The sequence below is a fragment of the Xanthomonas sp. NCPPB 2250 genome (assembly GCF_056725265.1).
The window spans coordinates 2,222,860-2,234,643 of record NZ_CM161520.1; the positions used below are offsets into that span (position 1 = coordinate 2,222,860).

The following is an 11,784-nucleotide window of genomic DNA, read 5'->3' on the forward strand; positions in this document are numbered from 1 at the left end:
GCGTTGTGCGTGTTCTGTAGGAGCGGCTTCAGCCGCGAACGGGGCATTGCCGGGAAAGCCTGGTGGCGGCTGATCCCAAAAAGGGGACAAGAGCCGCTCCTACGAGGGTGTCGTCGGATCAGGCGCTCGCCTCAGGCAGCCGCATTCCCACCGAAGCAGCCAGCGCGCCATCGCGCACCAGCGCGGTGGCGGCCAGCATGTCCGGGTGGAAATAGCGATCGTCCTGCAGCGCCGGGACGCGGACGCGCAGCAGCGCGCGTGCCGCTTCCAGGGCGGCGCTGGAGCGCAGCGGCGCGTGGAAGTCGCAGCCCTGCGCGGCCGCCAGCAGTTCGATGCCGACCACGTTGGCCGCGTTCTCGGCCATCGCCAGCAGACGGCGCGCGCCGTGCGCGGCCATCGACACGTGGTCTTCCTGGTTGGCCGAGGTCGGGATCGAATCGACGCTGGCCGGATAGGCGCGCTGCTTGTTCTCCGAGACCAGCGCCGCGGCGGTGACCTGCGGGATCATGAAGCCGGAGTTGAGGCCGGGCTTGGGGGTCAGGAACGCCGGCAATCCGGACAGCGCCGGATCCACCAGCATGGCGACGCGGCGCTCGCTGATCGAGCCGATCTCGCACACCGCCAGCGCCAGCATGTCGGCGGCGAAGGCCACCGGCTCGGCGTGGAAGTTGCCGCCGGACAGCGCCTCGCCGGTGTCGCTGAACACCAGCGGGTTGTCCGACACGCCGTTGGCCTCGGTGGCCAGGGTGGTGGCGGCCTGGCGCATCACGTCCAGCGCCGCGCCCATCACCTGCGGCTGGCAGCGCAGGCAGTACGGATCCTGCACGCGCACGTCGTTGTCGCGGTGCGAATCGCGGATCGCCGAGGCGTGCATCAAATCGCGCAGCGCCGCGGCGGTGGCGATCTGGCCAGGCTGGCCGCGCAGCGCGTGGATGCGCGGATCGAACGGGGTGTCCGAGCCTTTCGCGGCCTCGGTGGACAGCGCGCCGGCGACCAGCGCGGCATGGAACACGCGCTCGATCTCGAACAGCCCGGCCAGCGCATAGGCGGTGGAGAACTGGGTGCCGTTGAGCAGCGCCAGGCCCTCCTTGGCGCCCAGCGTCAGCGGCTGCAGCCCGGCCTGCCCCAGCGCCTGCGCCGCCGGCAGGCGGGCGTCGCCGACGAAGGCCTCGCCGACGCCGAGCATCACCGTGGCCAGGTGTGCCAGCGGCGCCAGGTCGCCGGAGGCGCCGACCGAGCCCTGGCACGGCACCACCGGGATCACCTCGTGCTGCAGCAGCGCTTCCAGCATCGACAAGGTTTCCGGGCGTACACCGGAGGCGCCCTGGGCGAGGCTGGCCAGTTTCAGCGCCATCATCAGCCGCACCACCGGCACCGGCATCGGCGCGCCGACCCCGGCTGCGTGCGACAGCACGATGTTGCGCTGCAGGGCCTCCAGGTCTTCGCGTTCGATGCGCACGCTCGCCAGCTTGCCGAAACCGGTGTTGATGCCGTACACCGGCGCGCCGGTGGCGACGATCGCCTCCACGGTGCGCGCGCTGCGCAGCACCGCGTCGGCGCAGGCCGGGTCCAGGCGCACGCTGGCGCCGCGGTACACGGCGCGCCACTGCGCCAGGCTGACCGCGCCGGGGCGCAGCAGGATCTCGTCGTCGCTCATTGTCCTCTCCAGATACGCGCATGCAGCGGGTTGAAGCCCATGCGATAGACCAATTCGGCCGGTTCGGCGATGTCCCAGATCGCCAGGTCGCAGGCCAGCCCGGCGCGCAGCCGGCCGACCTGGTCCTGGCGCCCGAGCGCGCGCGCCGCCTCGCGGGTGAAGCCGGCGATGCATTCGGCCACGGTCAGCCGGAACAGCGTCGCCGCCAGGTTCATCGCCAGCAGCGGGCTGGTCAGCGGCGAGGTGCCGGGGTTGCAGTCGGTGGCCAGCGCGCGCGGCACGCCGGCGGCGCGCAGCGCGGCGATCGGCGGCAACTGGGTGTCGCGGGTGAAATAGAACGCGCCCGGCAGCAGCACCGCGACGGTGCCGGCGGCGGCCATCGCGGCCACGCCGGCGGCGTCCAGGTATTCGACATGGTCGGCCGAGCGCGCACCGTAGCGTGCGGCCAGCGCCGCGCCGCCCTGGTTGGACAGCTGCTCGGCGTGGATCTTCAGCGCCAGCCCATGGCGTTGCGCGGCCTGGAACACCTGCTCGGTCTGCGCCGGGGTGAACGCCAGGTGCTCGCAGAACACGTCCACCGCCTCGGCCAGGCCTTGCGCGGCGACGGCGGGGATCATGCGCTCGCAGACCTCGTCGATGTAGGTCTGCGCCTCGCCGCCGGGCGGCACCGCGTGCGCGCCGAGGAAGGTCGGCGACACCGCCACCGGCCGCAGCTCGCCCAGGCGCCGCGCTACGCGCAGCAGGCGCAGTTCGTCGTCCAGGGTCAGGCCGTAGCCGGACTTGATCTCCACGGTGGTCACGCCCTCGGCCAGCAGCGCGTCCAGCCGCGGCAGGCTGGCGGCGAGCAGGGCGTCCTCGTCGGCGGCGCGGGTGGCGCGCACCGTGGAGACGATGCCGCCGCCGGCGCGGGCGATGTCGGCATAGCTGGCGCCGAGCAGGCGCTGCTCGAACTCGCCGGCGCGGTTGCCGGCATAGACCAGGTGGGTGTGGCAATCGATCAGGCCGGGGCCGATCCAGCGCCCGCCGCAATCGATGCTGCGCTGCGCCGACAGCGGGCCGGGCAACTGCGCGGCGGCGCCGGCGTAGACGATGCGGCCGTCGCGGCAGGCCACCACGCCGTCGTGGACCAGGCCCAATCCGCCGTCCTCGGCGTCCAGCGTCATCAGGTGCGCGTTGTGCCAGAGCGTGTCGCAGGGCATGGTCACGGGCAGGCTCGTCGGTTATTTTGTATATACAATATTGTGGTCGATGGAGGGTGTCCAGTGCAGACCCAGGCGCAGCAGCAGGCCAACGGCAACGCGGGATCTGGCGATTTCTGGTGCGCGCACGCGCTGCTGCCGCAGGGCTGGGCGCGCGACGTGCGCATCGGCGTGCGCGGCGGCCGCATCGCCACGGTGGAGCGCGGCGTGGCCGCAGCCCTGGGCGATCAGCGCCTGGACATCGTGGTGCCCGGGCTGGGCAATCTGCACAGCCACGCCTTCCAGCGCGGCATGGCCGGCCTGACCGAGATCGGCGGGCGCAGCGGCGACAGCTTCTGGAGCTGGCGCGAACTGATGTACCGCTTCCTGCAGCGGCTGAGCCCCGACGATCTGCAGGCCATCGCCGAGCAGGCCTACGTGGAGATGCTCGAGGCCGGCTTCACCCGGGTCGGCGAGTTCCATTATGTGCATCACGCCGCCGACGGCCGGCCCTACGCCGATCGCGCCGAGATGGCGCAGCGTCTGGCTGCCGCGGCGCAGACCAGCGGGATCGGCATGACCCTGTTGCCGGTGTTCTACGCGCATGCCGACTTCGGCGGCGCCGCGCCGAACCCGGCGCAGCAGCGCCTGCTGCACGACGTCGACGGGTTCGCCGCACTGCTGGACGGCAGCCGCCGCGCCCTGCAGGGGCTGGACGACGCGGTGCTGGGCCTGGCCCCGCACAGCCTGCGCGCGGTCACCCCGGACGAACTGGCGGCGCTGCTGCCGCTGTGCGACGGCCCGGTGCACATCCATATCGCCGAGCAGACCCGCGAAGTCGACGCCTGCCTGGCCTGGAGCGGGCAGCGGCCGGTGCAGTGGCTGCTGGCGCACGCGCCGGTGGATGCGCGCTGGTGCCTGGTCCACGCCACCCATGTCGACGCCGCCGAAGTGCAGGGCATCGCCGCCAGTGGCGCGGTGGTCGGGCTGTGTCCGATCACCGAAGCCAACCTCGGCGACGGCCTGTTCCCGATGCAGGACTTCCTGCGCGCCGGCGGCCGTTTCGGCGTGGGGTCGGACTCCAACGTGCTGATCGACGCGGCCGAAGAGCTGCGCCTGCTCGAGTACGGCCAGCGCCTGAGTCTGCGCGGGCGCAACGTGCTCACCGGCGACACCGCGCTGTCTAGCGGCCGCTTCCTGTTCCAGTCCGCCGCACAGGGCGCGGCGCAGGCGCTCGGCGTCGTCCAGGGCCTGTGCGAGGGCGCGTCGGCCGATCTGGTCGAACTGGACGCCACGCATCCGGCCTTGCAGGCGCGCGACGGCGACGCCTGGCTCGACAGCTGGCTGTTCGCCGCGCGCGGCGGCGCGGTGCGTTCGGTCTGGCGCCATGGGCGTGCGCTGGTACGCGAGGGCCGCCACCTGCAGCGCGAGGGCGTGGCCGCCCGCTACGCGCGTGCGCTGACCCGGCTGCTGGACGCATGAGCCGCGACCCGCGCGTGCTGTGCGCTGCCTGCCGTGGCACGGACTGCCGATGACCCCGGCCGCGCCGACGCTGCCGCTCAGCCAGCGCATCCGCCGCGACATCGAGGCGCACATCCGCAGCGGCGCGTGGCCGCCTGGCCACCGCATTCCGTTCGAGCACGAACTGATGGCGCAGTACGGCTGCTCGCGGATGACCGTCAACAAGGTGCTGGCGCTGCTCGCCGACGCCGGCATGATCGAGCGCCGACGCCGCGCCGGTTCGTTCGTGGCGCGGCCGCATCCGCACATGGAGCAGGTGGCGCTGGAGATCCCGGACATCCCGGTCGAGGTCGCGGCGCGTGGCCATGCCTATCGCTTCGAACTGCTGGAGCGGCAGCAGCGCGCCCCGCGCGCAGCGCTGCCGCAGGAAGCCGAGGTCGCCGCTGAGGGCAGCCTGCTGGCGCTGCAATGCCTGCACTACGCCGACGGCCGTCCGTTCGCGCTGGAAGAGCGGGTGATCAATCCGGTGGCGGTGCCGGAGGCCTTGCAGATGGACTTCGCGGTCACCGTGCCCGGCAGCTGGCTGCTGCAGCACGTGCCCTGGACCCGCGCCGAGCACCGCATCAGCGCAGTCGGCGCCAGTGCCGCGCAGGCGGCACGCCTGCAGGTGCCGGCCGGCACCGCGTGTCTACTGATCGACCGCCGCACCTGGCGCGGCGAGCAGGCGGTGACCTTCGTGCGCCAGGTGTTCCTCGGCGACACCTACGACCTGGTCGCGCGGTTCTCGCCCGGCGCGCGCTGAGCCTGGCGCGCACGGCCACTGCAGGCAACTCACGTACTCCCGGAAGCATCGTGCAGCAGCGGCTTCAGCCGCGACGACGTTGTCCGTGGAAGGCCGTTGCGGCTGACGCCGTTTTCCGGGACGACACGACGCGCGACGAGTGCAGGCGATGACGGGCACCGGCAGTCGCCTCGGCGATGCGCGATGCGCGATGTTGCGATGCCGCACGTTCGCCATACGCCAGCGTGCGTTTGTCCTGCCCGCCGCACTCTGGCAAGTTAGCGCCGGGGCCGGGCGAGGGGCCGTGGCCGCGGAACGAGGGATGGTTCGGCATGACGTATTTCGTGACAGGCGCCACCGGTTTCATCGGCCGCTACCTGATGGCCAAGCTGATGCGGCGCAAGGGCGTCGTGCATGTCCTGCTGCGCAAGGAGTCGCAGCGCAAGTTCGATGCGCTGGTGCGCGAGCAGGGTTGGGATCCCAAGCGCCTGGTGGTGCTGCACGGCGACGTCGGCGCCGAGTACTGCGGGTTGTCCGCGGCGCAACGCAAGGCGCTGCAGGGCAAGGTCAAGCATTTCTTCCACCTGGCCGCGCTGTACGACCTCACCGCCAAGGCCGAGGACCAGCGCATCGCCAACCTCGACGGCACCCGTAACGCGCTGGAGCTGGCCGCGCAGCTCGGCGCCGGCATCTTCCACCACACCAGTTCGATCGCGGTGGCCGGGCTGTACCCGGGCATCTTCCGCGAGGACATGTTCGAGGAAGCCGAGGGCCTGGACGATCCCTACCTGCGCACCAAGCACGATGCCGAGGCGCTGGTGCGCGCCGAGACCCGGATCAAGTGGCGCATCTACCGCCCGGCGATGGTGGTCGGCGATTCGCGCACCGGCGCCATCGACAAGATCGACGGTCCGTACTACTTCTTCCCGCTGATCAAGAAACTGCGCCAGCTGCTGCCGCCGTGGGCGCCGATGCTGGGCATCGAGGGCGGGCGGATCAACCTGGTGCCGGTGGACTTCGTCGCCGACGCGATGGACCACATCGCGCACAAGCCCAAGCTCGACGGCCACACCTTCCACCTCACCGACCCCGAGCCGCTGCGCGTGGGCGAGGTGCTCAACGTGTTCTGCCGCGCCGGCCACGCCCCGGAGATGACCCTGCGGGTGGACGCGCGCATGTTCGCGTTCGTGCCCTCGAGCATCCGCGCCGCGGTCGGCAGCCTGCCGCCGATCCGCCGCTTCACCGGCATGCTGCTGCGCGACTTCCGCATCCCGCGCGAGGTGCTGAAGTTCATCACCTATCCCACGCGCTTCGACAGCCGCGAGACCGAGCGCGCGCTCAAGGGCAGCGGCATCGCCGTGCCGCGGCTGGAAGACTACGCCTGGCGCCTGTGGGACCACTGGGAGCGGCACCTGGACCCGGACCTGTTCGTCGACCGCTCGCTCAAGGGCAAGGTCCGCGGCAAGGTGGTGCTGATCACCGGCGGTTCCTCGGGCATCGGCCTGGCCACCGCGCAGCGCGTCGCCGAGGCCGGCGCCATCACCGTCATCGTGGCCCGCGGCGAGCAGGAACTGCATGCCGCGCGCGATGCGATGAACGCCAAGGGCGGCAAGGTCTTCGCCTATACCGCCGACCTGTCGGACCTGGCCGACTGCGACCGCCTGCTCAAGACCGTGCTGGACGCGCATGGCCATGTGGACGTGCTGATCAACAACGCCGGCCGCTCGATTCGCCGCTCGATCGAACTCAGCTACGACCGCTTCCACGATTTCGAGCGGACCATGCAGTTGAACTACTTCGGCAGCCTGCGCCTGATCATGGGCGTGCTGCCGGGCATGACCGCGCGGCGCAAGGGCCACATCATCAACGTCAGCTCGATCGGCGTGCTGGCCAACTCGCCACGCTTCTCCGCCTACGTCGCCTCCAAGGCCGCGCTGGACGCCTGGAGCCGCTGCGCGCAGGGCGAGCTGTCGGGCAAGGGCATCAGCTTCACCACGGTCAACATGCCGCTGGTGAAGACCCCGATGATCGCTCCGACCAAGATGTACGACAGCGTGCCGACGCTGAGCGTGGACGAGGCCGCCGACCTGATGGTCAAGGCGATCATCGAACGCCCCAGCCGCGTGGCCACGCGCCTGGGCATCTTCGCCGCCCTGGTCAATGCCGTGGCGCCGAAAGCCTACGAGGTGGTGATGAACACCGCCTTCGAACTGTTCCCCGACTCGGCCGCGGCCAAGGGCGACCGCAAGGCGCTACGCGAGACCATACCCAGCCAGGAGCAGATCGCGTTTGCGGCGTTGATGCGGGGCGTGCATTGGTGATGGGGCGGGGATTGGGGAGTTGGGATTGGGGATTCGCAAAAGCGAGTTCCCGTATCGGATCCGGGTTTGCGTGGCCTAGTTCCTGCTGCTTTTCCGATGGGAGGCGGCGGGACGGGCAGTGGTCGTGGCGATCGCGGCGCTGCCTCAGAAGGAAGCCGACCTGGAGAGACGGCGATGGTTACGCTGCCGCACCACATCTGTGTTGATTGAGCGCTGATTCGAGATGCGAGGCTTCGCAAGAGCGCATCCGCCGCAGTAGCGCGCTTTTACCAATCCCCAATCCCGACTCCCCAATCCCCGCTCAGAACGTCCTACATTGCCGCCAGCGCACCGGTTCCTCTTTGCCCGGGCGCGGGTTGAGTTGGATGCGGACGGTGCGCAGGGACGGGTAGCGCTCCACTTCGCGGCAGATGCGCGGCCACACCTGGGCGTCGTCGCCGCTGCGGTCGACCACCAGGGTCATTTGCGTCTGCCAGATGCCGCGGATCACGCCCGGGGTGGCGGCCAGGGCCTTGGAGAGTTCCTGGCGGTTGCGCTGTTCGGTGGCGGGATCGGGGTCGGCCAGGTCGCCGGCGTCGTCCAGCGCCGGTTGGGGCGCGGCAGCGGTGGTGCTCGTTGGCGTGGTTGCGGCCGGCGTAGGCGCGGCTGCGGCAGCGGGCGTAGGCGATGACGCCGTTGCGGTCACGGCTGCCGGAGGCGCTGCGGGCTGCTGCAATGCCAGCGCACCGACGCCGGTCACCACGCCCAAGGCCAGCGAGGCCAGGCCGGCGATGGCGATGTGGCGCTGCGCGCGGCGGCGGCTGGCGCCGATCACCCCGTCTTCCAGTTCGCTGGGCAGGTAGGGCTTGAGCATCGGCCAGATGCGCCGGCCGTCGAGGATTTCCACCGCCTGCTTCTCGGCCGCGGCGATGCCGTCGCGCTGCACCTTGCCCTCGGTGATCAGGATGCCGCCCTGCGCGCCCATCAGCCGTGCCGCCGCGCCCAGTTCGTTGACCGCGGCCGAACCGATCCGATAGGCCCGGCCGTGCTTGCACGACAGCAGCCAGCGCGCGTCGCCGCGGGTCATCACGAAGTCGCTCTGCGGTTCCTGGCTCGCGTGCTCGTCGACGGTGGCGTCCTGCAGGTCGCGCTGTTCGCGCATCGCGCGCCGCACCATGTAGGAGAAATCGCGCCAGTGCAGGCCGGCCAGCGCATGCAGCCCGGCCATGGCCTCATTCTCGCGGCGCCGTACCAGCCACAGGTAGAGGCTGGCCGCCAGCCATGCCGCGACTGCCAAGACCGCTGCCGCTATCCAGGAAAACATGCTCGCACCCGCACACGCGCCGTAAGGAAGTCAGTGTATCGCCAGCGTGTCACGGCGCCGGCAAGGCGACAGCGGTGGAAGGCGGACAAAAAAGACCCGCCAGTCCGAAGCCGAGAGGGGAGGGGAGCAAACGGTCTTCTGATGGACTGGCGGGTCCGTTTCGATTGTCTGGAAAAACGTGCTGCTTTGCAACAATCCGGTTACTCGGCCGTGGTCGGCGTCTCGCTGCGCTTGCGGCTGGCGCGCTTGGGCGCGGTTGCGCGCTGGGCGGGCGCGACCTTGGCGACCACCGGGCCGGCGCGGCGGCGCGCCGGTGCCGCGCGCTTGGCCGTGGCGGCGCGCGGCGCGGCGGTCTTCTTGGCGGCCTTCTTCGCCGCCGGCGCCTTGCCAGACGCCTGCGACGCCCGGCCGCCGCGCAGATGGCGCAGTTCGCCATTGAGCGCGTCCACGCGCTCGATCAGCGCGCCCAGGTCCTCGCGGCTGGGAACTTCCAGGCGGCGCAGGGCGCGCTGCACGCGGTCCTCGAACACCTTCTCCAGGCGGTCCCAGGTGTCGGCGGCGCGCTCGCGGGCCTGGCCGACCCGGTTCTCCACCGCATCGCGCACTGCGTCGACCCCGCCGCCGGCCAGTTTGCGCGTGCTCTGCTCCAGGCTCAGGCCTTCCTTCACCAGGGTCTCGAACAGCTTGCCGCCCTCGGCCTGCGCACGGCCGAACGCGCCGACCCCGGCCAGCCAGACCTGCTGCGCCGATTCGCCCAGGCGCTTGGACAGCTTTTCCGCCTGCGCCTGCAGGGTGTCGTCGGCAGCGGCGGTGCTGCGCTTCTTGCGGGCGGACTTCTTCAGAGTGGCCATGACGGTGCGGTTCCTTCGGCGGGTGAGTGGCGGGGTTCGAGACTCGGGACTGTCACTAGAGTAATCACACCAGCGTGCGCGGGAAGTGCGCCGGGTGCGATGGCGCCGTCGGCCGGGGCGGCACGCGCTACGCCTCCGGCGAACGGCGGGTGCGGCGCGTGGCACGGCGGCCGGCAATGACCTGATCGACGTCGTCCAGCGCACGCCGCAGCCGCGCGGTGGTCTCGGTCATGCGCCGCGGCTGCACGTCCACGCCATCGAGGAAGGTGCGCTTGCGGTCGTTGAGGATATCGTGGCGCAGCGCGATGCCGTGCGCGGCCAGCAGCGGCTCCAGCGTCTGCGCGTTGCGGCGCAGGTCGGACAGGGTGTTGCGGTAGGCGAGCTGGCACACGCGGTGGCGCGCGGCGTAGCTGAAGAGATTGGTGAAGAACAGCTCGCCGTTGTCGGCGTTGGGCTCGAACACCAACTGGTCCACCTGCGGGTACTGCCGCGCATACTTTTCCAGCCCCACCTGCATGCGCGATTGCAACAGGGTGCGGAAGGTCTGCGACAGCACCGCCGGCAGGCCGCCGGCGAGCAGCCGCGCGCGGTCGACGTGGCCGTTGCGGCGCGGCGCGTGGGTGGCGTCGTAGGGCACCAGCGGGTTGATCCCGATCATCAGGTCGATGCCGCGCTCCAGCAGGGTGGAGGCGTGCATGGTGCGGCGCAGCGCGCCGTCCACGTAATGGCGGCCGTCGATCTGCACCGGCGGATACAGCCCCGGCAGCGCCGCGCTGGCCTGGATCGCCAGCGAGATCGGGACGTGGTCCATGCCCGGCTCGCCGAAGCGCACCGCGCCGCCGCTGTCCAGGTCCACCGCGACCACGAACAGATTGGCGTCGAGGTCGCGGAAATCGTTGCTGCGGCCGCGGCGGCTGAACACGTCCTGCAGGAAACGCTCGACCCCGGCGTTGTCGAACAGGCCGCTGGGCACCAGTCCGCCGAAGCGGGTGATCAGGTCCGACCAGCGGGTCTTGCGCGGTTCGGTGAGCAGGTCGTGCCACCAGCCGTAGGCCAGCCCCGGCAGGGTCGCCGCACGGCGCAGGTATTCGTAGACGTTGGGCCGCAGGAAGTCTTCCGGGCGGAACCGCGCATCGTCGCTGTTGCCGGTGACGAAGATCCGGCAGATCTCGGCACTGCTGATGCGGTTGGCCAGCCCGGCGGTCAGGAACGCACCGGAGCTGACGCCCACGTAGCAATCCAGGCGGGTCAGATCCAGTCCGTCCAGGGCCTCGTCCAGGGCACGCAGCGCACCGAGGCCGTACATGCCGCCGATCGGGCCGCCGCCGGCGATGGCCAGGCCGATGCGGCCGTTGGAATGGGGACGGGGCGAGGCGCTGTGGAGGGAAAGCATGCGCGGTCCGCAGGAGACAGTGGCGCGAGTGTAGCCGAGCGCCGTGACGCTTGCGGTCGTGCCGGGCTGCGACCATCATCGGCGCCCATGGCGCGCAGCACTCCCGTCCTGGAACGACTCGGCCGCCGTCTGGCATGGCACCAGGCGCTGCACGACCCCGCGCGCGAACCGCGCAACGCGCTGCGCTGGCTGCAGGAACTGCGGCGCTGGCAGTCGCAGCGGCTGGAGCACAGCTTCGAGCATTTCCTGGAGGACCCGCAGCGGCGTCCGGCGGCGATGTTCTTTCTCACCGACGTCTATGGCGACCGCGACTTCAGCCGTCGCGACGCCGACATCGTCAAGGTGTTGCCGATGATGCAGCGGCTGATGCCGGCGTCGTTGCTGGACACGGTCGCCGACGGCATCGAGCTGGGCGCGCTGACCCACGCCCTGGACCTGCGCATGGCCGAGGCGCTGCAGGCCCTGGCGCCGCGGCGCAAGCGCCTGGACGAAGCGCTGTATGCCGAGGCCTATCGGCAGACCGGCTTGCCGCGGCTGCGCCAACGCCAGATCGATCTGATCGCCCGCGTCGGCCTGGGCCTGGCCAAGGCGGTGCATACACCGGGTGTGCGCATGCTGCTGCGCTTCGCCCGCGGCCCGGCCAAGGCGGCGGGGCTGTCGGAACTGCAGGGGTTTCTGGAACGCGGCTTCGACGCGTTTTCCACCCTGGGCGATGCCGAGGGGTTCATTGGCGATATCGAGAGCACCGAACGTGCCGTGTCGCGGCGGTTGTTTGCGGGCGATCCGGATCCGTTTGCGTTGGAGTGAGTCAGCGGCCGGACCCTCACCCCAACCCCTCT

Annotated in this window: 9 protein-coding genes; 4 read left to right on the forward strand and 5 right to left on the reverse strand. The window is 70.9% G+C overall.

The genetic code is table 11. The features are described from left to right. Window positions 1-118: 118 nt before the first annotated feature. Both hutH and hutI read right to left on the reverse strand, forming a co-directional pair. Window positions 119-1,657: a histidine ammonia-lyase gene (gene hutH, locus AC1PMG_RS09295; protein ID WP_481111397.1), complete on the reverse strand. Its 1,539-nt coding sequence runs from the start codon at window positions 1,655-1,657 to the stop codon at window positions 119-121. Next, a complete protein-coding gene (gene hutI / locus AC1PMG_RS09300) occupies window positions 1,654-2,856 on the reverse strand; it encodes an imidazolonepropionase (protein WP_481111645.1) in 1,203 nt (400 codons plus the stop codon). The genes hutH and hutI overlap by 4 nt, the downstream gene beginning before the upstream one ends. Before the next feature lie 63 nt (window positions 2,857-2,919). Between hutI and AC1PMG_RS09305 the strand changes: the two genes are divergently transcribed. From AC1PMG_RS09305 to AC1PMG_RS09315, 3 genes are all read left to right on the forward strand, one after another. After that, window positions 2,920-4,317 (forward strand): formimidoylglutamate deiminase, encoded by a 1,398-nt coding sequence (locus AC1PMG_RS09305; RefSeq protein ID WP_481111398.1) that lies wholly within the window; start codon window positions 2,920-2,922, stop codon window positions 4,315-4,317. A 49-nt stretch (window positions 4,318-4,366) separates the two neighbouring features. Continuing rightward, the gene (gene hutC / locus AC1PMG_RS09310) at window positions 4,367-5,098 is read left to right on the forward strand and encodes a histidine utilization repressor (RefSeq protein WP_481111399.1); all 732 of its coding nucleotides are present in this window, start codon (window positions 4,367-4,369) and stop codon (window positions 5,096-5,098) included. A gap of 311 nt (window positions 5,099-5,409) precedes the next feature. Then, window positions 5,410-7,398: an SDR family oxidoreductase gene (locus tag AC1PMG_RS09315; protein WP_481111400.1), complete on the forward strand. Its 1,989-nt coding sequence runs from the start codon at window positions 5,410-5,412 to the stop codon at window positions 7,396-7,398. Window positions 7,399-7,699: 301 nt separating this feature from the next. Here AC1PMG_RS09315 and AC1PMG_RS09320 read toward each other — a convergent pair whose 3' ends face one another. The 3 genes from AC1PMG_RS09320 to AC1PMG_RS09330 form a co-directional block, all read right to left on the reverse strand. Next, on the reverse strand, window positions 7,700-8,701 hold the full coding sequence (locus AC1PMG_RS09320) for a restriction endonuclease (RefSeq protein ID WP_481111401.1): 1,002 nt from the start codon (window positions 8,699-8,701) through the stop codon (window positions 7,700-7,702). Between the two features lie 200 nt (window positions 8,702-8,901). Beyond that, entirely contained in the window at window positions 8,902-9,552 is a 651-nt protein-coding gene (locus AC1PMG_RS09325) for a phasin family protein (RefSeq protein ID WP_481111402.1), read from the reverse strand. A gap of 127 nt (window positions 9,553-9,679) precedes the next feature. Further along, complete coding sequence (locus tag AC1PMG_RS09330; protein ID WP_342071954.1) at window positions 9,680-10,945, reverse strand: patatin-like phospholipase family protein; 1,266 nt, start codon at window positions 10,943-10,945, stop codon at window positions 9,680-9,682. An 87-nt stretch (window positions 10,946-11,032) separates the two neighbouring features. Here AC1PMG_RS09330 and AC1PMG_RS09335 point away from each other — a divergent pair, with 87 nt between their 5' ends. After that, a complete protein-coding gene (locus tag AC1PMG_RS09335) occupies window positions 11,033-11,752 on the forward strand; it encodes a DUF8198 family protein (RefSeq protein WP_481111403.1) in 720 nt (239 codons plus the stop codon). The last annotated feature ends 32 nt before the right edge of the window (window positions 11,753-11,784 follow it).

Bases quoted from the DNA above. Each gene is read 5' to 3' on its own strand.
- hutH (WP_481111397.1), bottom strand. From the start codon at position 1,657: ATGAGCGACGACGAGATCCTGCTGCGCCCCGGCGCGGTCAGCCTGGCG.
- AC1PMG_RS09330 (WP_342071954.1), bottom strand. From the start codon at position 10,945: ATGCTTTCCCTCCACAGCGCCTCGCCCCGTCCCCATTCCAACGGCCGC.
- AC1PMG_RS09315 (WP_481111400.1), top strand. From the start codon at position 5,410: ATGACGTATTTCGTGACAGGCGCCACCGGTTTCATCGGCCGCTACCTG.
- hutC (WP_481111399.1), top strand. From the start codon at position 4,367: ATGACCCCGGCCGCGCCGACGCTGCCGCTCAGCCAGCGCATCCGCCGC.
- AC1PMG_RS09325 (WP_481111402.1), bottom strand. From the start codon at position 9,552: ATGGCCACTCTGAAGAAGTCCGCCCGCAAGAAGCGCAGCACCGCCGCT.
- AC1PMG_RS09320 (WP_481111401.1), bottom strand. From the start codon at position 8,701: ATGTTTTCCTGGATAGCGGCAGCGGTCTTGGCAGTCGCGGCATGGCTG.
- hutI (WP_481111645.1), bottom strand. From the start codon at position 2,856: ATGCCCTGCGACACGCTCTGGCACAACGCGCACCTGATGACGCTGGAC.
- AC1PMG_RS09335 (WP_481111403.1), top strand. From the start codon at position 11,033: ATGGCGCGCAGCACTCCCGTCCTGGAACGACTCGGCCGCCGTCTGGCA.